The sequence below is a fragment of the Pantoea sp. nfd-35 genome, from assembly GCF_056892255.1.
In genome coordinates this window covers 3,575,982-3,597,090 of record NZ_CP122403.1, presented here as the reverse complement: position 1 = coordinate 3,597,090, position 21,109 = coordinate 3,575,982, and the positions used below count along the sequence as shown (strand labels likewise).

The following is a 21,109-nucleotide window of genomic DNA, read 5'->3' as shown; positions in this document are numbered from 1 at the left end:
ACAAGAAAAGTGCTCGCGGCAACCAGGCGATAAAGCCACCAGAAGAGGCAAATTAACCGGACGGCGGCCATCCTGGTTTGCAGCGCATAATAAGTCCTGTTCTGGTTGAAACCGGAAGAGGCATGGATGATGACGAAGGAGAAAATGGCCCCCAACGCAGGGGGCAGGGCAGCGGTAGGGTGACTAGTACGTTTTTAATCCCACTGACGGAATATTTCTGCCGTAGTAAATCTCACGCATTTCCTTCCACAGCAGGTCGGTAATACGTTTATGCTCCTGAGGCGTCAGATCTTCAGGGCGGGTATTGAAAAGATAGTGTTTTAAATCGAACTCTTTTAATAACATCTTGGTGTGAAAGATGTTTTCCTGGTAAACGTTAACATCCACCATGTCGTACATGCCCTTCATGTCTTCAGACATAAAGTTCTGAATAGAATTGATTTCATGGTCGATAAAATGTTTCACGCCGTTCACGTCACGCGTGAAGCCGCGCACGCGATAATCCACCGTGACGATGTCTGACTCCAACTGATGAATCAGATAATTAAGCGCCTTAAGAGGGGAGATCACGCCACAGGTCGATACTTCGATGTCGGCACGGAAGGTGCAAAGGCCGCCTTCTGGGTGGCTCTCTGGATAGGTATGTACACAGATATGACTCTTATCAAGGTGCGCAACGACGGAGTTGGGCAGCGGACCCGGATGTTCTGACGTATCAATATCTTTGGGATCGATGGGTTCCTCACTGACCAGAATGGTCACGCTGGCACCCTGTGGCTCATAATCCTGACGGGCAATATTCAGGACATTTGCGCCAATGATGGAACAGGTTTCGGTCAGAATTTCTGTCAGGCGATTGGCATTATATTGCTCATCGATATAAGCAATATACCCATCACGTTCAGCTTCAGTATTTGCATAGCAAATATCGTAGATACAAAAACTCAGGCTTTTGGTCAGGTTATTGAAGCCATGTAGTTTTAGCTTTTGCAATTTTATTCACCCCCTTATAAATGCCCAGTCAGCGCGGGTCTTCCAGTGCATTCAACAGATATTGTGGCAGGGCAAAGCTGCCAGTATGAATCGCCGGTGTATAGTAACGGCAGCGCAAGCCAGAGGCTTCGAAACGCGCCTGTAACAGGGCCGCGTCGGGCTGGCGCAAAGCAGGATTGTCGCTTGCCCAGGCAAACGTCATGATCCCGCCATAGTAGGTCGGGATAGCCGCCTGATAAAAGCTGACATCCTGGAAGTAGTGGCTGAGTTTACGATGGCTGTTCACTGCCTCGTCCTGCTGCAGGAAGCAGACGCCGTTTTGTGCAACGAAAATACCGTTCTCATTCAGGGCTTTTTTACAGCCTGCATAGAATTCAGAGGTAAACAGGCTTTCGCCCGGACCGATGGGATCGGTACAGTCTGAGATAATAACGTCAAACTTTTCAGTGGTGTGATTGACGAAATTCACGCCGTCATCGATAACCAGATTGAGACGCGGATCGTCGTAAGCGCCGGCACTGTGATTGGGCAAATACTGACGGCAAAAGGTGACCACGCCAGCATCAATCTCGACCATTGTGATTTTTTGGATATCAGCGTGGCGGGACACTTCGCGCAACATGGCACCGTCGCCGCCGCCGATGATCAGCACGCTTTTTGCCGAGCCGTGAGCCAGCAACGGCACGTGCGTCATCATCTCGTGATAGATAAACTCATCACGTTCGGTTGTTTGCACCACGCCATCCAGCGCCATGACGCGACCCATGGCCGCGTTTTCAAAGATGATTAAATCCTGGTGGGCCGTTTTATCCCGATAAAGCTGTTTATCGACGGTAAAATACTGGCCAAAGCCGGCATGAAGTGTTTCATACCACATCTCATTTTGGGCCATGATGAAGCTCTCCTTTCGTGACATCACCCCGAAAATCGGCGGGACATCATAGCTAACTATGATAGTCCTTGCACGGGCAAATGTCTGGTGGGAGAGCGGGCTGGCGCGCTACTTTACATAAGCAAGCAGGCTGAGAGAATCCCGGGCCAACGACTTACATTTTTGGTCATTAGCAATGGCGATGCCGCTTAAATCACGATAGCTGGCTTCGCCGAGGGCTTTCATGTTGTAGTTGTTGTAATTGCTTAAGTCCCAGCGGTTCTGCTGAGCAAAAAACACCAACGCCTTACGAATCTGCGCATCGGGCAAATCCTGGTAGCCACAATCATTTTTTAAATAAACGAATACGGCAGTGAGATCGGCAAGATCTTCTGCTTCGGATTCGCTCAGGGCAAAGCTGGTGGAGGAGAAGCCGAAGAGTCCCGCCAGCAGCAGGATCTTGATGCTTTTCTTCATAGTTATTCTCATCAGATAATTGTCTTAAGACGTTAGCACAGTTATGTAAAGATTTTCGATCAATTTACGCTTTTCGGGGCATTCTGTCCGGCTATGCTTGACCTTGCCATAAGGGCAGGGTTTAGGCTTCAGGTAATTTCGTTACAAGGATGCTGATTATGCAACGTCGCCACTTTTTGAAACTCAGCGCGGCACTGGGCGCGGCGGGTGCGCTGCCGCTCTGGAGCCGCTCGCTCATGGCCGCCACCCGACCGCCGCTTCTTATCCCCGCGTTGCTGGAGGCGGATGCGAATGGCCTGTACAGCCTGACGGCGATGGAGGGCACGACGCAGTGGCAGGGGAAAGCCGTACCCACCTGGGGCTACAATGGCAGCCTGCTGGGCCCGGCCATTCGCCTGAAGCGCGGTACGACAGCCACCATCAACATTCATAACCGGCTTAAAGAAGCGACGACGCTTCACTGGCACGGGCTGGACATTCCCGGTGAGGTAGACGGCGGCCCACAGGGCGTCATTGCACCGGGTGCGATGCGTCAGGTGACCTTTACCCCGGATCAGCCTGCGGCAACCTGCTGGTACCATCCGCATCTACACGGCAAAACCGGCCATCAGGTCGCTCAGGGCCTGGCGGGGTTAATTTTGCTGGAGGATCAGCCGTCAGGTACGCTCCGGCTGCCCAGCCAGTGGGGCACCGACGATGTACCGCTTATCTTTCAGGATAAGCAGCTGAGTCAGTCTGGCGAGCATATCGATTATCAACTTGACGTGATGCGCGCGGCGGTGGGTTGGTTTGGCGACATGATGCTGACGAATGGCGTGCAGTATCCGCAGCACGCCGTGCCGCGTGGCTGGCTACGTCTGCGCCTGCTTAACGGCTGCAATGCCCGTTCGCTGCATATCGCGGCCAGCGACAAACGTCCCCTGTATGTTATCGCCAGTGACGGTGGGCTGCTGTCGGAGCCGGTGAAAGTGGATTCACTTCCGCTGCTCCCTGGTGAGCGTTTTGAGATCATGGTCGATACCTCTGACGGCAACGCCTTTGATATCGTCACGCTGCCGGTCACGCAAATGGGCATGACGCTGGCACCTTTCGATCGCCCCCTGCCGCTGGTGAATATCTTGCCGCTGCGGATCATGGCCAGTGCAACTTTACCCGACCAGCTCGCCACGCTGCCAGCTGTGCCAAAAACAGAAGGCCTGACAACGCGCTGGCTGCAGCTCAGTATGGATCCCCAGTTGGATCAGCAAGGTATGCAGGCGTTAATGGCGCGTTACGGTGAGAAAGCCATGGGCAAAGGAGGGCAGCACGCTATGCCAATGGGCAACGACGCGAGCGAGATGAATCATGACAGCGGCGCAGAGACGATGGATCACCAAAATATGGACCATGGCGCAATGTCCACTGCCGCGTATGATTTCCATAACGGCAATAAAATTAACGGTCTGGCATTTGATATGACGCGTCCCGCCTTCAATGTGAAACAGGGCGCCGTGGAAAAATGGACCATTTCCGGCGAAGGCGACAGCATGCTGCATCCTTTTCATATTCACGGTACGCAGTTCCGTATTCTTTCAGAAAACGGCAAACCGCCCGCCGCCCATCGTCAGGGATGGAAAGACATGGTGAATGTCGACGGCTGGCGCAGTGAAGTACTGGTGCGTTTCAATCACGCCGCCGCCGCCGATCATGCTTATATGGCCCACTGCCATTTGCTGGAGCATGAAGATACCGGGATGATGCTGGGCTTCACCGTGACCTGATCAGGCTTGTTCAAGGGCCAGTCGGATGTCTTCTACCAGATCTCCGGCATGTTCGATGCCGATCGATAAGCGTATCGTCGCGTCGGTAATACCGATGCGCTCACGGACTGCATCCGGCACGCCAGAATGCGTGGTTGTGCCGGGATGGCTGGCAAGTGACTCGGTGCCGCCCAGGCTAACGGCCTGCTTAAACAACGCAAGCGCATTGAGAAAGCGAAACGCGGCAGGTTGTCCGCCCACGATATCAAAAGAGAAGGTCGAGCCGGCGCCGCTGCACTGCTCGCGATACGTTTTGCCCGCGGGGCTTTCTGCATCCAGATAGGGCAACCAGTGCAACGCTGCTACCTTAGGATGCGGCTGCAGAAAGGCGGCAACGGCTTCGGCATTGCGAAAGGCTTTTTCCATGCGCAGCGACAGCGTTTCCAGTGAACGGCCAATCATCCAGCTTGAGTGCGGATCCAGTTGCGTACCGATAGCGCTGCGGAGGGCGCGAATTTGCGTCATCAGCGTTTTCTTACCCATCACCGCGCCAGCGATCAGGTCAGAGTGCCCGCCGACATATTTCGTCAGAGAATACAGCGATAAGTCCGCCCCCAGCGTCAGCGGCTGTTGAAAAATCGGGCCCAGCAAGGTGTTATCACAGGCGATGACCGGACGCGAACCCTGATGCCGATCGATCTCGTCGGCGATGCGCCCCATCAGCGCAATATTCACCAGGCTGTTGGTGGGATTCGCCGGGGTTTCCACCAGAATCATCGCGACGCGCCCCTGCGCCATCGCACGATGAGCCGCATCACGCACTTTTGCTTCATCGTGTCCGTCGCTGAAGCCGACCGCCTGAATGTCCAGATTGTGCAGTGTCTTACTCAGCAACGTTTCCGTGCCGCCATACAGCGGCTGCGAATGCAGAATGACTTCTCCCGGTCGTGCAAAGGTTAACAGCGTTGTCGAGATAGCCGCCATACCGGAAGCAAACAGGGCACAGCTTTCCGCCTGTTCGTAAATGGCCAGGCGATCTTCTACGATCTCGCTGTTGGGATGATTAAAGCGGGAATAAAACAGTCCGCCGCTTTTGCCTTCCGGAGGCTGACGACGGCCTGAAACATAGTCGAAAAAATCGCGGCCTTCTTCTGCGCTGTCAAAAACAAAGGTAGAGGTAAGAAACACGGGCGGCTTCACGGCACCTTCCGACAGGCGAGGATCGTAGCCATAATTCAGCATCTGGGTTTCAGGATGCAGTTGACGATCGCCAACGTGCGTTTTCTTACTTGAGGGTGAAGTCATTGAGATCTCCCAATAAGGTCGTTAACTGCATAACGATATGTTGATAAAATCCTATCATGCAGCAATTAATGCTGTTAAATGCTGTGTTGTTCTAAGGTAATGCTGAGTGTGCAACTGCCAGACGACAGGTGAAGATTTTTACTACACGTAAACGTTTGCTTTTTCCGCGCGGCATCAGTACGCCTTTCTACTATGATAGACTGCGTGGCTTTGTGAGCTACCGGGCAAAAGGCAATGAAACATACTGTTGACGTAATGATCCCTGAACAGGCAATCGCCGCGCGCATCGCTGAACTGGGCAAAGAAATCACCGACCATTACCGCGACAGCGGCAGTGATATGGTGCTGGTGGGGCTACTTCGTGGCTCATTTATGTTTATGGCTGATTTATGCCGCGTCATTGATGTCCCGCACGAAGTGGATTTTATGACCGCATCCAGTTACGGCAGCGGTATGTCCACGACCCGGGATGTGAAAATCCTGAAAGACCTGGATGAAGATATTCGCGGCAAAGATGTTTTAATTGTCGAAGACATTATCGACTCCGGTAACACGCTTTCGAAAGTGCGTGAAATCCTGCGCTTGCGTGAGCCAAAATCCCTGGCGATTTGTACGCTGCTGGATAAGCCTGAACGTCGGGAAGTCAACGTCAACGTTGAATACGTCGGCTTTTCTATTCCCGATGAGTTTGTGGTGGGCTTTGGTATTGATTATGCGCAACATTATCGCCACCTGCCTTACATCGGCAAAGTGGTGCCGCTCGAAGACTGAATGCCGTTGACCGCACATTCTTCCAAGGCCTGAGCCCGTCGTTTCGTGTAGGCTTGTCGCGCAACAGCGTTACTGGCGCTGAAAATCGCCCTTAACTAACAGATTAGCCATGCCGTGACGATAGCGTTGTTCAAGGTTCTCCCGGCTGCTTGCCGTCACATCAAGATTGCGCAGGCAGCCATCCTGGATACCGTAAACCCAGCCATGGAGCGACACTTTGCGTCCACGTTTCCAGGCGGATTGCAGAATCGTGGAATGCCCAAGATTATAAACCTGCTCAACAACGTTGATTTCGCAAAGTTTATCCAGGCGTTTATCCGGCGGGAGTTCCCCCAGTAACACGCTATGCTTGTACCAGAGATCGCGAATGTGCAGCAGCCAGTTATCTATGAGACCCAGCTCCGGGTTATCCATAGCGGCCTGAACACCACCGCAGCCATAGTGGCCGCACACGATGATATGTTCAACTTCTAACACCTCTACCGCGTACTGCACCACAGAAAGGCAGTTGAGGTCGGTATGAATGACCAGGTTGGCGACGTTGCGATGAACAAACAGTTCGCCGGGCTCAAGGCCGGTAAGGCGTTCGGCGGGCACGCGGCTGTCTGAACAGCCAATCCAGAGGAAACGCGGTTTTTGCGCCTGAGCCAGTCGCTCAAAAAAGCCGGGATCTTCTTTGACCAGTAATGTGGACCATTCGCGGTTATTACTGATCAGGGTATCAATATCTGTCATGGCGTTAAGCAACCTGTTACTGCGCATTTGCGTGCGCGTACTATAGGCGAAGGCTTCCTAAATTCAAACGGCATTACAATGCCATACAACAGGGTATGTATTCAGAATGACCTATGCACTGGAACTTTCCCGGCTGACCAAGACCTATCCCGGCGGCGTACAGGCGCTCAAGGGCATCGATCTGAACGTCGAAGCCGGTGATTTTTATGCGCTTTTAGGGCCTAACGGCGCTGGTAAATCGACCACTATCGGCATTATCAGTTCGCTGGTGAATAAGTCTGAGGGCAGCGTCAGGGTTTTTGGCTACGATCTGGAAAAAGACGTAGTGAACGCCAAACGCCAGTTGGGCCTTGTCCCACAGGAGTTTAACTTTAACCCGTTTGAAACGGTCATGCAGATCGTAGTGAATCAGGCCGGTTACTATGGCGTTGAGCGTCGTGAAGCCCTGCAACGTGCGGAAAAGCACCTGAAGCAACTCGACCTGTGGGAAAAACGCAACGAGCGCGCGCGGATGTTGTCCGGTGGCATGAAACGTCGTTTGATGATCGCCCGCGCCCTGATGCATGCGCCCAAGCTGCTGATTCTGGATGAACCTACCGCCGGGGTCGATATTGAACTGCGCCGCTCGATGTGGGTGTTTTTGAAAGATCTGAACGCGCAGGGCACCACTATCATTCTGACCACTCACTATCTTGAAGAGGCAGAAATGCTGTGCCGCAACATCGGCATTATTCAAAATGGCGAGCTGGTAGAAAACACCTCAATGAAATCTCTGCTGTCAAAGCTGAAATCGGAAACCTTTATCCTGGATCTGGCCGCGCGCAGTCCGCTGCCGTCGCTGGAAGGTTTCCAGTATCGCCTGGTCGATACATCGACGCTGGAGGTCGAAGTCCTACGTGAGCAGGGGATGAACAGTGTATTTAGCCAGCTCAGCGCTCAGGGCGTGCAGGTACTGAGTATGCGCAACAAAGCGAATCGTCTGGAAGAGCTGTTCGTCGGCCTGACGCAAGGAAAAACAGGAGCTAAAGCATGACACATTTGTACTGGGTGGCGTTAAAGAGCATCTGGGCCAGGGAGGTGAACCGCTTCGCCCGTATCTGGATTCAGACGCTGGTGCCACCCGTTATCACCATGACGCTGTATTTTATTATCTTCGGCAACCTTATTGGTGCGCGTATCGGCGATATGAATGGGTTCAGCTACATGCAGTTTATTGTGCCTGGCCTGATTATGATGTCGGTGATCACCAACGCCTATGCCAACGTGGCTTCCTCGTTTTTTAGCGCCAAGTTTCAGCGCAATATCGAAGAGCTGCTGGTGGCACCGGTGCCGACGCACATCATCATTGCGGGCTATGTCGGTGGCGGTGTGGCACGCGGCGTTTGTGTCGGTGTGCTGGTTACGGCGGTGTCGCTGTTTTTTGTCCCTTTCCATGTTCATTCATGGATGATGGTTGCCGTCACGCTGCTGCTCACTGCCGTGCTGTTTTCGCTGGCCGGCCTGATTAACGCGGTGTTTGCCCGTACCTTTGACGATATCAGCCTGATACCGACCTTTGTACTGACGCCATTAACTTACCTGGGCGGCGTGTTTTATTCGCTGACGCTGTTACCGCCCGTGTGGCAAGCCATTTCAAAGCTGAACCCGGTGGTGTACATGATAAGCGGCTTCCGCTTTGGTTTCCTCGGCATCCACGATGTTCCGCTGGCGCTGACCTTATCGGTACTGATTGCCTTTATCGTGGTGTTCTATATCGCGGTCTACTTCCTGATTCAGCGCGGGCGCGGATTGCGTACCTGATGCCATGACGGACAAAAAAAGCAGCGATATCGCTGCTTTTTTATGTGGGCCGGGCTTACGCCAACTGTACCGGCAAGGCTTTCGCCAGGCGCTTCATCTGATTATCCCCTTCAAAGTAGGCCACGTTGGGCTTCCACTGACGGGCTTCTGCATCTTCAACCTGCACATAGGAGCAGATAATCAGGATATCGCCTTCACAGGCACAGCGCGCCGCTGCGCCGTTGACCGAAATGATTTTTGAACCTCGTTCGGCGGCGATAGCATAGGTAGAGAAACGCTGACCGTTGGTCACGTTGTAAATATCGATGGCTTCGTATTGCAGGATGCCAGAAGCATCAAGGAAATCCTGATCGATGGCGCAGGAGCCTTCATAGTTGAGGTCTGCCTGCGTCACCTTCACGCGATGCAATTTGCCTTGTAAAACCGTGCGAATCATAGTCAGAAACCTTGTTATACAGCCAAAAATACGACCTGCAGCCTTTACTGCGTGAGGTCGACCTGTTGATTATCGATCAGCCGTGCGTTCCCCAGCCAGGCCGCCATTAAAACCACGGCACGCTGACTGTCCACCGTCAGAGGGGCTAGCGTTTCTGCATCGCAGATTGCCAGGCCATCCGGCCGCAATCCTTTTTCCTGCAGCGACAGATTCGCGGCATCAATAATATCGTCAATCTGCCGCTCGCCATTAGCCAGTCGAGCGGCCATTTCATTCATTACCTGACTCAAACCGGGGGCCAGCTTGCGTTCATCGTCAGTGAGATAGCCGTTGCGTGAGCTGAGCGCCAGGCCATCTTTGGCACGGACGGTGGGCACACCGACAATCTCAATGTCGAACCCCATATCCGCCACCATTTTACGAATGATGGCTAACTGCTGAAAATCTTTCTCGCCGAAGCAGGCAATATCGGGCTGAACCAGATTAAACAACTTGCTGACGATGGTCGCGACGCCGCGAAAATGGCCGGGACGGCTCGCGCCTTCCAGCAGCGATGACAACACCGGGACCTCTACGAACGTCTGATTGGCCAGCCCCTGGGGATAAACCTCGGCAGGTGAGGGAGCAAACACGACATCGACGCCGTGACGGTTGAGCTTCTCGCAATCCTCCTGGAGCGTACGCGGATAGCGAGCCAAATCGTCAGGACGATCAAACTGCATGGGGTTGACGAAAATGGACACGATAACGATATCACCCCGTTCACGCGCCTCGTCGACCAGCGTTAAATGCCCTTCGTGCAGGTTGCCCATTGTCGGCACCAGCGCGATACGTTTACCTTGCTCGCGCCAGCGACGAACGTCACGTCGCAACATAGGCAGAGTGTCGATGATCAGCACGGCAATTCTCCTGAATTACTGGAAACTGTGTTCAACAGCGGGATAGCTTCCTGCTTCAACTTCAGCAATATAGCGGCGGATGGCCGCCCGGATGTCGCCGGTCTCAGCCAGAAAGTTTTTCGCAAATTTGGGCACGTGCCCGCCGGTGATCCCCAGGGCGTCATGCATGACCAGTATCTGACCGTCGGTAACGTTACCTGCGCCGATACCAATCACCGGAATCGCCAGCGCCTGGGTCACGCGCTGCGCCAGCGCAACAGGGACACATTCCAGCACCAGCAGCTGAGCCCCCGCCGCTTCGATAGCCAGCGCATCAGCCAGAAGCTGCTCCGCGCCTGCTTCATCGCGCCCCTGTACTTTATAACCGCCAAAAATATTCACAGACTGCGGCGTTAATCCCAGATGGCCACATACCGGCACGGCGCGCTCCGTCAGCATGCGTACGCTCTCTGCCAGCCATGCGCCGCCTTCCAGCTTCACCATATTGGCCCCGGCTCGCATGAGCTGCGCTGCGTTATTAAAGGTTTGCTCTGGCGTGGCATAACTCATGAAGGGCAGATCAGCCAGTAAGAGCGACTGAGGCGCACCCCGACGCACCGCTGCGGTATGGTAGGCGATATCGCTTACCGTTACAGGCAACGTCGAATCATGGCCCTGTACGGTCATTCCCAGCGAGTCGCCTACCAGTAGCACCTGAATGCCCTCATCGGCAAACAGCCGGGCGAAACTAAACTCGTAGGCGGTCAGGGTCGCGAATTTTTTGCCGCTTTCTTTCCACTGACGCAAATGAGAAATGGTGGTGGGTTTCATGGCGCTCTCAACTCAGAAATTCAGATGGACGCATTTTACTGTATCGCGTTGCTGAGCGGAATCTGTGACGAGTGAATAGATGATCAGCTGTGCCAGGGACGGATGCTGGAGCAGTCAAGTCTGGCCAGAAGCGGCTGAAGCGGGCGGCCATCAGGCAGGTGCAGATTGGGCGCAATCGCCAGCAGCGGTACCAGCATAAATGCGCGATTAAGCAGGTCGTAATGCGGCACGATCAGCCGATCGCTGTTGAGGCTGGCTGTACCAAACAGCATGATATCAATATCCAGCGTGCGCGGGCCCCAGCGCTCGGCTTTGCGAACGCGGCCATGTTCCCGTTCAATTCGCTGGGTTTGATCCAGGAGCGCCTCGGCAGTGAGCGTGGTTTCAAGCGCTACCGCTGCATTAAGGTAGTCCGGCTGGTCGGGTGGGCCATAGGGCGGCGTGCGGTAAAAGGGGGAGGTAGCTACGCGTTGAGTCTCAGGGAGAGCGTCCAGGGCTGAGAGCGCTGCATCAATCTGATGCAGCGGATCGGCAAGGTTACTGCCTAATGCCAGATAAACCCGGGTCATGAGGCGTTGTTGTTATCACGACGCGGAGCCGTTGAACGGCGACGAGGGCGGCGCGTGCGGCTGCGCGGGGCCGGATCGTCTCCCAGGGTATTCAGCATCGTTTTCTGCTGTGGCGGCGCGGCAACCTGGAACTCTCCCCACCACTTACTCAGGCGCAGCAGTTCCGGATTGTTTTCTACCTCCGCTCGCAGCGAGAGCAGGTCGTAAGCAGCACGGAACTTAGGATGCTCCATCAGCTTCCAGGCCCGCTTACCGTGGCGACGAGACATGCGTAGCTGCAGCTGCCAGATGTCGCGAATCAACGATGTGATGCGCTTGGGAATGGCTAACGCACGGCAGGCTTCGTCCAGCGTATCGTTCATGGCCAGGGCAAAGGCATCGTAATAGGTCAGGCCACTTTCCTGCGCAATGCGTTCAGCCGCTTCGAGCTGTGGATACCAGAACATCGCGGCGAACAGGAAGGCCGGATTAACCCGCATATCATTTTGAATACGGTTATCCGTGTTCTTCAGCACCTGGGCCAGCATGCGCTCCATGTGGCTGTCGCCGTTCTCGGTAAAGTTACGGGCCAGCGTAGGGAACAGCGGCTGAAATAACTGGTATTCACACAGCTTAAGCCAGGTACTGTAACCATAGCCGGCCTGCAGCAGTTTTAGCGACTCTTCAAACAGACGCGCGGCGGGCACGTCACGAAGTAACGACGCCAGACGGGGAATCGGCTCAGCCGTTTCAGGCGCAATACGCATATTTAATTTGGCAGCGAAACGCGCAACGCGCAGCATGCGCACAGGATCTTCGCGATAACGGGTTTCGGGATCGCCAATCAAGCGAATAATGCCTTGCTGCAGATCGTTCAGACCACCGACATAATCCCGCACCGAAAAATCGGCCACGCTGTAATAGAGGCTGTTGATCGTCAGATCGCGACGCTGAGCATCATCTTCGATGCTGCCGAAAATATTGTCGCGCAGCAGCATACCGCTCTGGGCACGCTGAGAATTGTTATGATCGTCGCTGGTCTCTTCAATCTGATGATGACCGCGGAATGTCGCCACTTCGATCACTTCCGGCCCAAACATCACGTGCGCCAGACGGAAGCGGCGGCCAACCAGACGGCAGTTGCGGAACAGTTTACGCATCTGCTCCGGCGTGGCGTTTGTGGTCACGTCGAAGTCTTTAGGCTTCTGTCCCAGCAGCAAATCGCGCACGCCGCCGCCAACAAGATAGGCTTCATAACCGGCTTTATTCAGACGATACAGCACCTTGAGGGCATTTTCGCTGATGTCTTTACGTGAGATGGTGTGGCTTTCACGAGGAATGATGGTCATATGACTCTCAGGTTCAACCTCTGCTGGTGCTTCCTCGTCATCACGCTTCAGGACTTTCCGGCAAAAATTAGCGACTCGGGTAAAAATGGGACACCTCGACAGTGACAATTAGGGTGTAGGTAAAATCAGCGGCTAATCATAGCCTGTTGTGAATCATTTGAGAATGCTGTTGTCTATGCATCCGTTATCAGGGCGTTATCGTGAGGTATCAAAGCGATATTCCACTGCTTCACGGCGTCAGACAGCAGTTTCTCCTGCGTTTTGTCCATCCAGCCTTCGGCGACAGGCTGCCCCAGAAAGCGTAAAGCCTGCACCAGGCTCGGCCGCGTATCCCCTTCCGGTAACGCGGGCGCATGATTTTGCTTAGAAAGTTTGTGACCATCGGCCGTCGTTGCCAGCGGCAAATGCAAATAGTCCGGCAGCGTCCAGCCAAATTGCTGGTAAAGGGCAATCTGCCGTACCGTAGGCTCAATTAAGTCTGCACCGCGCACAATTTCCGTGATGCCCTGATGATGATCGTCCACGACGACAGCCAGATTGTAAGCAAACAGCCCATCACGACGATGAATGATAAAATCTTCCTCAGCCAGCCGCCGATCGGCAATGATCTCGCCTCTGAGCCGATCCTGAAAACCATAAACAGGCGCATGCTGGCGCAGGCGCAGGGCCGCACCTTCGGGACCGCGTTGACGATCCCGACAGTGACCATCATAAAAGCCACCGGCTTGCTGAATGCGGCTTCGGGTACAGGTGCAGAAATAACTTTGACGGTGCGCTCTTAACCAGTGCAGTGCATCGCGATAAGCGTTGTGTCTCTGGGATTGCCACATCACCTCGCCATCCCAGAACAGGCCGTAATGCTCCAGCTGTTGCAGAATACGCGTTGCGGCACCGGCGACTTCGCGCGGCGGATCGATATCTTCAATACGAACCAGCCAGCGGCCGTGCTGTGAACGTGCGCTCAGGTAACTGCCTAACGCAGCAATCAGGGAGCCGAAATGGAGTTCGCCAGAGGGAGATGGCGCGAAGCGCCCAACGCAGGATGAGTATGACATAGGCGTTATGAATCACACGGCGGAAAAAGTGGGACTTCTTCCGCCGTGTGGCTGCAGTCAGACGGCAACATTAACCCGCCATTTGCTTCTCACGAATTTCTGCCAGTGTCTTACAGTCGATACACAGATCGGCGGTAGGACGCGCTTCAAGACGGCGGATACCGATCTCTACGCCACAGGAATCGCAATAGCCAAAGTCATCATCTTCGACTTTCTTCAGCGTTTTCTCGATCTTTTTAATTAACTTACGCTCGCGGTCGCGGTTACGCAGTTCCAGGCTGAACTCTTCTTCCTGAGCGGCACGGTCAACCGGGTCAGGGAAGTTAGCAGCTTCATCCTGCATATGTGTAACGGTGCGATCGACTTCGTCCCGCAATTGATTGCGCCAGGCTTCCAGAATCTTGCGAAAATGGTCCAGTTGCGCGTCATTCATATACTCTTCGCCCGGCTTCTCCTGATAAGGCTCCACCCCAGCGATGGCGAGAATACTCAGGGACGATGTTTTACGGTTTTGCCCTTCTTGCATGTTGTTTCTCTCCTGGATAACACGCACTATACCCTTCGATAGCCATCGGTAAGCGCATTCACGCTGACCGTGTTTATGACCCTCTCCTGGGTACATCGATCCCCCAACGGGGAAAAAACAGGCCGCTATAAATAACAGAAGCAGTCAAGGTTGGCAATTATTCCTGATCGCATCTTGACAAGCCTGTGAGGAACAGCGTAGTTGACCCCTGACAGAAGGTAGTCATATCACAGAAGGATGCCAGTGATATTACAATGTTACGTCAACCGGCGTCGTTAATAACATCCCCGCGGATGACAGTTCTGCCCGATAAGCCAAAATCTCCACGCCACTCAGCTGCGCCTGTACCAGTTGCTCTGCGTAAGCGGCATCAATGTGACGCGCCGGGGAAACGTCCTCAATCCCCGAGTGCAGAACGGCAAACAACAAAACGGCCCGATGACCCTCTGCCACAGCCTGACTCAGCTCGCGCAGGTGTTTCTGTCCTCGAATCGTCACCGCATCCGGAAAATAGCCTTTACCTTCCTGTAAAAGCGTCACGGATTTCACCTCAATATAGCACTCAGGTCGATCCTGTGCCTTGAGCAGGAAATCAATTCGGCTTTTTTCAGTGCCATATTTGACTTCGGCCTGACATTCCTCGTAGCCCGCCAGTGGTAAAATCTGGTTTTTGCTTAGCGCCTCACGTACCAGTTGGTTAGCGCGCAGGGTATTCACGCAGATCCAGTGGCCCTGCTGCGTCTCGGTCATCTCCCAGCTATGCGGATATTTGCGCGTCAGGCTGTCAGAGGTTGAATACCAAACGGTGTCGCCCGGGGTTGCACAGCCGGTCATTGCGCCGGTATTGGCGCAATGTATTGTCAGCGTCTCGCCTTCAGGCGTCACGACATCGGCCAGAAAACGCTTATAGCGGGTAACCAGTCGCGCAGATTTGAGAACGGGGGAAAAAAGCATAAGGCTCCTGATTAAGGCAGTAAGGGCCAACTGGCCAGCGTGCGGTAGCGGGTCCGGCCTTGCACGTACTCGGAGGCGAAAAGGGAAAATTCGCTGGCTGAAAATTGCCAGTGAAAGCCGCGAGGGGGCAGGGCGACGGGCTGCGTCGCCGCACGCAGCAGCGTCACGTGGGGATGAAAGGGCTGGGCCGGTTGCCCGCAGCCGTGTCGCGCGGCCTGGGCGCGCAGCAGGCTTGCTAACTGTAACAAGCCGCGCGACGGACGCTGGCAACCCAGCCACACCACGCCGGGACGAGGCCAGTGGCCCGCATCGTCTAATGCGACGTCAAACGCGGGCTGGCGGATACGCGACGCCAGCGTCTGCAACTGGGTTGAGGTTTCAGGGGAGACATCCCCCAGAAAAGCCAGCGTCAGGTGGAGGTTGGCGGCTGCAATCGGGCGGCCAGCATCCTCACTAAACGTGTGTGCCCGCCAGTGCACCAGTTGCTGTTGCAGCGCCTCTGGCGGGGTAATAGCAAAAAATAAGCGTTGTGACGCCATGGCGGTCTCCGGCAATCCTCACGGATGAGTGCTACAATGCGCGCCATCTTAACACAGCCATTCGTGGAGTTTGCGGTGAGTGATCTACCCGTCAGCGCGGTGTTGCCTGACCTTCTGAGCGCGCTTAACGACGCCTCAAACATCCTGCTGGCCGCGCCCACTGGCGCAGGTAAATCCACCTGGTTGCCGCTTCAGCTTTTACAGCATCAGGCGATAGCGGGACGCATCATTATGCTGGAGCCGCGTCGCCTTGCCGCACGTAATGTGGCGCAACGGCTGGCAGAACAGTTGGGTGAACAACCCGGCGCGACCGTAGGCTACCGTATGCGTGGCGAAAGCTGCGCAGGGCCGATGACCCGGCTTGAAGTGGTGACCGAAGGCATTCTGACCCGAATGCTGCAGCAGGATCCCATGCTGGACGGCGTATCATTGGTTATCCTGGATGAGTTTCATGAGCGCAGCCTCCAGGCCGATCTGGCGCTGGCGCTGCTGCTGGACGTGCAGCAGGGGTTGCGTGAAGATTTGAAAATCCTGCTGATGTCGGCGACGCTCGATAACGCCAGGCTGGCAGCCTTGTTACCGAATGCCCCTCTCATTACCTCGGAAGGGCGGAGCTACCCGGTTGAACGCCGCTACACGGCGCTGAGCCAGACTCTGCGGTTTGAAGAGGCGGTGGCGCGCGAAGTCGCGCAGTTGCTGCGAGAGGAAACGGGCTCACTGCTGTTGTTTCTGCCTGGCGTTGCGGAAATCGAGCGGGTAAAGCGAGAGCTGGAAGCGCGCGTTGACGCTGATGTGGATCTGACTCCGCTGTATGGCGCACTTCCCCTTGCGGCCCAGCAACGGGCCATCCTGCCTGCCGCCAGCGGACGCCGCAAAGTGGTGCTGGCGACCAACATCGCCGAAACCAGCCTGACAATTGAAGGCATTCGCCTGGTGGTGGACAGCGCGCAGGAACGAAGCGCGCTGTTTGATGCCCGCAGCGGTGTGACGCGGCTGCAGACCCAGCGCGTCAGTCAGGCCTCCATGACGCAGCGCGCCGGACGAGCCGGACGTGTCATGCCCGGTATTTGCCTGCATCTGGTAGCGCAGGAACAGGCCTCACGCGCGCCTGCGCAGAGCGAAGCGGAAATTTTGCACAGCGATCTCACCTCGCTGTGGCTGGAGCTGCTGCAGTGGGGATGTACCCGTATCGATCAGCTACAGTGGATCGATCTGCCGCCGGAAAAGCATTTGCGTGCGGCCCGGCAGCAGCTGTTGCGGCTGGGGGCGCTGGACGATCAGGGCCATCTTAATGCCCAGGGACGACGAATGGCGCAGTTGGGCAGCGACGCCCGTCTTAGCGCGATGTTATGTGCGGCAGGCGGCGACGCTGATGCCGTTGCCAGCGCGGCCTTGCTGGTGGCCATTCTGGAAGATCCTCCTCGCAGCGCCAGCGTCGATTTACGTGACGCGCTTTATCGTCCATCGCCTCAGTGGCAACGCCGCGCACAGCACTGGCAAAAACGCATCGGCGTCCTGGGTGGCCGGGTGGACGAAGACCGGTTTGCCGCGCTGCTGACTGCTGGATTCAGCGACCGCCTGGCACGACGTCGTGATAACAGCGGCCGGTATCAGCTCGCTAACGGACTGGGCGCGATGCTGGACGAACAACAGGCACTGACGCGTTACGAATGGTTAATCGCGCCCACATTGTTACAAGGCAGCAGCGCGCCGGACGCGCGCATCCTGCTGGCCATGCCCGTCGATATTGATACCTTGACGCAACAGTGTCCGCTGCTCGTTGAACAGCGTACCGAGGTGGAATGGGATGAGGAGAAAGGCACACTGCGCACGTTGCGGCGTGAGCAGATTGGCGAACTGGTCCTGAAAACCCAACCGCTTGCCCGGCCCGATGCAGAAGTACTGCAGGCGGCCATGCTACGGTGGATCAGTAAAAAAGGACTCTCGGTGTTGGGCTGGACGCCGGCGTCCGGGCAGTTGCGCCTGCGCATTCAGTGTGCGGCCCAATGGTTACCCGAGGAGCCATGGCCTCAGGTTGATGACGCCAGCCTGCTTGAGTCGCTCGAACACTGGCTTCTGCCTGAGATGAGCGGAGTGCGCGACCTGAAGAGTTTACAGTCCGTGAACCTTGTCAGCGCGCTCTTACATTTGCTCACATGGTCACAACGTCAGCGGCTGGATACTGTGCTGCCAACTCATTACACTGTGCCCACCGGAAGTCGGCTGCCCATCCGCTATGATGCGGATAAACCGCCTGCACTGGCGGTACGCATCCAGGAAATGTTTGGCGAAGCCAGCAATCCGACCGTGGCAGAAGGGCGGGTTCCACTGGTACTGGAGCTGTTATCGCCCGCCCAGCGCCCTTTACAGATCACCCGCGATCTTGCGGCCTTCTGGCGGGGTGCCTATGCGGACGTGCAAAAAGAGATGAAAGGGCGTTATCCCAAACATCCCTGGCCTGACGATCCTGCCTCTGCCTTGCCGACAAGGCGGACAAAAAAGAATACGTCACAGGGCGGAACCTCAGGTTAATTCAGAGGGTTCTGCCATGCGACAGTGAAGAAAGCAGTTAGAGTAGCGGCGCAGCCGTAAGCTATGCCTGGAGAATAAAACGCATGTCTGGGAACGATCGCGAACCTATTGGGCGCAAAGGAAAACCGCTGCCACCGCGCAGCAGCGCCCGCCGTGGGCGGCGCAGAGACATCGATGACGATGCTCAGGACGATTTTGATGATGACTACGAGGAGGAAGCGCCGGTGCCACGTAAAGGTAAAGGTGGAAAACCGCCGCGCGGCAAACGCCGTTGGCTGGGATGGTTAATTAAGCTGTTCCTGGTATTTGTGGTGGTAATGGCCGCGTGGGGCGTATACCTCGACTCGGAAATTCGCAGCCGTATAGACGGGAAAGTCTGGCAGCTGCCCGCCGCCGTATATGGTCGTATGGTCAGCCTTGAACCTGGCATGGCCTACAACAAAAGTGAAATGATCGCGCTGCTTGAAGGCACGCAATACCGTGAAGTTTCACGTATTACGCGCCCGGGTGAGTTCTCGGTCAAGGGCAACACCATTGAACTGTTGCGCCGTCCGTTTGATTTTCCGGACAGCAAAGAGGGGCAGATCCATGCCCGTATGACCTTTAGCAAAGATGAACTCAGCGAGATTAAAAACGTTGAAACCGGACGTGATTTTGGTTTCTTCCGTCTTGATCCACGTCTGATTACCATGCTGCAGTCACCCAACGGTGAACAACGCCTGTTTGTGCCCCGTGCGGGTTTCCCGGATCTGCTGGTTGATACGCTGATTGCCACCGAAGATCGCCATTTTTACGAGCATGACGGTATCAGCCCCTATTCTATCGGTCGTGCCTTCGTCGCGAATATTACGGCAGGTAAAGCGGTGCAGGGCGGCAGCACGCTGACTCAGCAGCTGGTAAAAAACCTGTTCCTGACCAACGAGCGTTCACTGTGGCGTAAAGCGCGTGAAGCCTATATGGCCGTGATCATGGACGCCCGTTACAGTAAAGATCGCATTCTGGAGCTTTACCTTAACGAGGTGTACCTCGGCCAGGCAGGTAACGATCAGATTCGTGGTTTCCCCCTGGCCAGCCTTTACTACTTTGGCCGACCGGTAGATGAACTGAGCCTCGATCAGCAGGCAATGCTGGTTGGCATGGTAAAAGGCGCTTCGCTCTATAATCCATGGCGTAACCCGAAGCTGGCGCTGGAACGACGCAATCTGGTTCTGCGCTTACTGCAGCAGCAGAAAGTCATCGACCAGGAACTGTATGACATGCTGTCAGCCCGTCCGTTAGGCGTGCAACCGAAAGGCGGTGTGATCACGCCTCAGCCTGCCTTTATGCAAATGGTACGCAATGAGCTGCAGGCGAAGCTGGGCGACAAGGTCAAAGATCTGTCGGGTGTGAAAATTTTCACCACGTTAGATCCGGTCTCACAGGATGCCGCTGAAAAAGCGGTGATCGACGGTATTCCCACCCTGAAAAAGCAGCGCGGTTTGAAAGATCTGGAAACCGCAATGGTGGTCGTTGACCGCTTCACGGGTGAAGTTCGCGCGATGGTCGGCGGCGCCGATCCGCAGTTTGCAGGCTATAACCGTGCGTTACAGGCTCGCCGTTCAATTGGTTCTCTGGCGAAACCCGCGACGTATCTTACCGCACTGAGCCAGCCGAATACGTACCGGCTGAATACATGGATCGCCGACGAACCTATTGCGCTGAAACAGCCCAACGGCAGCGTCTGGAAACCCATGAATGACGACCGCCGCTTCAGTGGCAAAGTTATGCTGGTGGACGCGTTAACCAACTCTATGAACGTGCCAACGGTGAACCTGGGCATGACGCTGGGGCTCAATGCAGTGGTGGATACCTGGACCAAACTGGGCGTGCCAAAAGATCAGCTCAACCCGGTGCCGGCTATGCTGCTGGGCGCACTCAACCTGACGCCGGTTGAAGTTGCCCAGGCGTTCCAGTCGATTGCCAGCGGAGGGAATCGTGCCGATCTGTCTGCAGTGCGCTCCGTCATTGCGGAAGACGGAACCGTACTGTACCAGAGCTTCCCACAGGCCCAGCGGGTTGAACCGGCGCAGGCGGCCTATTTAACGCTCTACACGATGCAGCAGGTTGCCGATCACGGTACAGCGCGCGCCCTGGGCGCGCGTTTCCCGAATGCGCATCTGGCAGGTAAAACAGGCACCACAAACGACCTGATCGACAGCTGGTTTGCGGGCATCGACGGTAAAGAAGTAGCGATAACCTGGGTAGGGCGTGATAACAACCAGCCCACCAAACTGTACGGTGCCAGCGGCGCCATGCAGATCTATCGTCGCTATCTTGATAACCAGGCACCCATGCCGTTGCAGCTGACGCCGCCTGAAGATGTTACGATGATGAATATAGATTCGGCAGGCAACTTTGTTTGTGGCTCGGGCAGCAGCACCTGGCGTTCGCTACCGGTTTGGGCGCTGGATCCCAACGCGCTGTGTCAACAGCAGCAGCAGCAGGTTCAGCAGCAGCAAATGCAGCAGCAACAACAACAGCAACAGCAGCAACAATTGCAACAGCAGCAACAACAGGAACAGAAAGACAGTAATGGCGTTGCGGGCTGGATAAAAGATATGTTTGGTAAATAACCGGCTAAAAGCGGTTAAAAAAAGGCACTCCGGTGCCTTTTTTTGTGCCTGCTGATGATGAAGGAATCGAGCGACAAACAGCGCCACTGAAGGGAATTCCTCTTGCAGAAAATGTTGGATCTCGCATATTATCGAAACGTTATAATAATCATTATCGT

The 21,109-nt window shown here is 55.3% G+C and carries 20 protein-coding genes; 6 read left to right on the top strand and 14 right to left on the bottom strand.

Translation table 11 applies throughout. The features are described 5' to 3' along the window. Window positions 1–183: 183 nt before the first annotated feature. The 3 genes from speD to P9J57_RS16800 form a co-directional block, all read right to left on the bottom strand. Window positions 184–993 carry an adenosylmethionine decarboxylase gene (speD, locus tag P9J57_RS16810; RefSeq protein ID WP_013024649.1) on the bottom strand — a complete coding sequence of 270 codons (810 nt, stop codon included), beginning with the start codon at window positions 991–993 and terminating at the stop codon, window positions 184–186. Between the two features lie 28 nt (window positions 994–1,021). Continuing rightward, a complete protein-coding gene (gene speE, locus P9J57_RS16805; protein ID WP_014606566.1) occupies window positions 1,022–1,885 on the bottom strand; it encodes a polyamine aminopropyltransferase in 864 nt (287 codons plus the stop codon). 108 nt (window positions 1,886–1,993) lie between these two features. Next, a complete protein-coding gene (locus P9J57_RS16800) occupies window positions 1,994–2,341 on the bottom strand; it encodes a YacC family pilotin-like protein (protein ID WP_014606565.1) in 348 nt (115 codons plus the stop codon). A 158-nt stretch (window positions 2,342–2,499) separates the two neighbouring features. Between P9J57_RS16800 and cueO the strand changes: the two genes are divergently transcribed. Further along, window positions 2,500–4,101, top strand: a complete 1,602-nt coding sequence (cueO, locus tag P9J57_RS16795; protein ID WP_014606564.1) for a multicopper oxidase CueO — start codon at window positions 2,500–2,502, stop codon at window positions 4,099–4,101. Here the strand turns inward: cueO and P9J57_RS16790 are convergent, their stop codons facing one another. Further along, entirely contained in the window at window positions 4,102–5,385 is a 1,284-nt protein-coding gene (locus P9J57_RS16790; protein WP_483279306.1) for a cystathionine gamma-synthase family protein, read from the bottom strand. It lies immediately after the preceding gene. Between the two features lie 234 nt (window positions 5,386–5,619). Here P9J57_RS16790 and hpt point away from each other — a divergent pair, with 234 nt between their 5' ends. Beyond that, window positions 5,620–6,156, top strand: a complete 537-nt coding sequence (gene hpt, locus P9J57_RS16785; RefSeq protein WP_013024654.1) for a hypoxanthine phosphoribosyltransferase — start codon at window positions 5,620–5,622, stop codon at window positions 6,154–6,156. Window positions 6,157–6,225: 69 nt separating this feature from the next. On the opposite strand, the gene can is transcribed toward hpt, so the two are convergent. Continuing rightward, a complete protein-coding gene (gene can, locus P9J57_RS16780) occupies window positions 6,226–6,891 on the bottom strand; it encodes a carbonate dehydratase (RefSeq protein ID WP_014606563.1) in 666 nt (221 codons plus the stop codon). A gap of 106 nt (window positions 6,892–6,997) precedes the next feature. Here can and P9J57_RS16775 point away from each other — a divergent pair, with 106 nt between their 5' ends. Both P9J57_RS16775 and P9J57_RS16770 read left to right on the top strand, forming a co-directional pair. Then, entirely contained in the window at window positions 6,998–7,924 is a 927-nt protein-coding gene (locus P9J57_RS16775; RefSeq protein ID WP_483279305.1) for an ABC transporter ATP-binding protein, read from the top strand. Next, entirely contained in the window at window positions 7,921–8,691 is a 771-nt protein-coding gene (locus tag P9J57_RS16770; protein WP_013024657.1) for an ABC transporter permease, read from the top strand. The genes P9J57_RS16775 and P9J57_RS16770 overlap by 4 nt, the downstream gene beginning before the upstream one ends. Before the next feature lie 55 nt (window positions 8,692–8,746). On the opposite strand, the gene panD is transcribed toward P9J57_RS16770, so the two are convergent. From panD to thpR, 9 genes are all read right to left on the bottom strand, one after another. After that, a complete protein-coding gene (gene panD / locus P9J57_RS16765) occupies window positions 8,747–9,127 on the bottom strand; it encodes an aspartate 1-decarboxylase (RefSeq protein ID WP_013024658.1) in 381 nt (126 codons plus the stop codon). A gap of 44 nt (window positions 9,128–9,171) precedes the next feature. Further along, entirely contained in the window at window positions 9,172–10,026 is an 855-nt protein-coding gene (gene panC, locus P9J57_RS16760) for a pantoate--beta-alanine ligase (protein WP_013024659.1), read from the bottom strand. A 15-nt stretch (window positions 10,027–10,041) separates the two neighbouring features. Continuing rightward, window positions 10,042–10,836, bottom strand: a complete 795-nt coding sequence (gene panB / locus P9J57_RS16755) for a 3-methyl-2-oxobutanoate hydroxymethyltransferase (protein WP_019106435.1) — start codon at window positions 10,834–10,836, stop codon at window positions 10,042–10,044. A gap of 83 nt (window positions 10,837–10,919) precedes the next feature. Further along, window positions 10,920–11,405, bottom strand: coding sequence for a 2-amino-4-hydroxy-6-hydroxymethyldihydropteridine diphosphokinase (folK, locus tag P9J57_RS16750; RefSeq protein WP_013024661.1), 486 nt, complete (start codon window positions 11,403–11,405; stop codon window positions 10,920–10,922). Then, the gene (pcnB, locus tag P9J57_RS16745) at window positions 11,402–12,820 is read right to left on the bottom strand and encodes a polynucleotide adenylyltransferase PcnB (protein ID WP_206099803.1); all 1,419 of its coding nucleotides are present in this window, start codon (window positions 12,818–12,820) and stop codon (window positions 11,402–11,404) included. Before pcnB ends, folK begins: the two co-directional genes overlap by 4 nt. Before the next feature lie 86 nt (window positions 12,821–12,906). Next, the gene (gluQRS, locus tag P9J57_RS16740; RefSeq protein ID WP_022622248.1) at window positions 12,907–13,788 is read right to left on the bottom strand and encodes a tRNA glutamyl-Q(34) synthetase GluQRS; all 882 of its coding nucleotides are present in this window, start codon (window positions 13,786–13,788) and stop codon (window positions 12,907–12,909) included. A 70-nt stretch (window positions 13,789–13,858) separates the two neighbouring features. Beyond that, window positions 13,859–14,314, bottom strand: a complete 456-nt coding sequence (dksA, locus tag P9J57_RS16735; RefSeq protein ID WP_006117731.1) for an RNA polymerase-binding protein DksA — start codon at window positions 14,312–14,314, stop codon at window positions 13,859–13,861. Between the two features lie 249 nt (window positions 14,315–14,563). Continuing rightward, window positions 14,564–15,268, bottom strand: a complete 705-nt coding sequence (gene sfsA, locus P9J57_RS16730; RefSeq protein WP_014592945.1) for a DNA/RNA nuclease SfsA — start codon at window positions 15,266–15,268, stop codon at window positions 14,564–14,566. A gap of 11 nt (window positions 15,269–15,279) precedes the next feature. Further along, window positions 15,280–15,807: an RNA 2',3'-cyclic phosphodiesterase gene (gene thpR, locus P9J57_RS16725; protein ID WP_028714826.1), complete on the bottom strand. Its 528-nt coding sequence runs from the start codon at window positions 15,805–15,807 to the stop codon at window positions 15,280–15,282. A gap of 36 nt (window positions 15,808–15,843) precedes the next feature. Between thpR and hrpB the strand changes: the two genes are divergently transcribed. Next, a complete protein-coding gene (hrpB, locus tag P9J57_RS16720; RefSeq protein ID WP_028714827.1) occupies window positions 15,844–18,339 on the top strand; it encodes an ATP-dependent helicase HrpB in 2,496 nt (831 codons plus the stop codon). Window positions 18,340–18,422: 83 nt separating this feature from the next. Next, entirely contained in the window at window positions 18,423–20,951 is a 2,529-nt protein-coding gene (mrcB, locus tag P9J57_RS16715; RefSeq protein ID WP_426144121.1) for a bifunctional glycosyl transferase/transpeptidase, read from the top strand. Window positions 20,952–21,109: the final 158 nt, after the last annotated feature.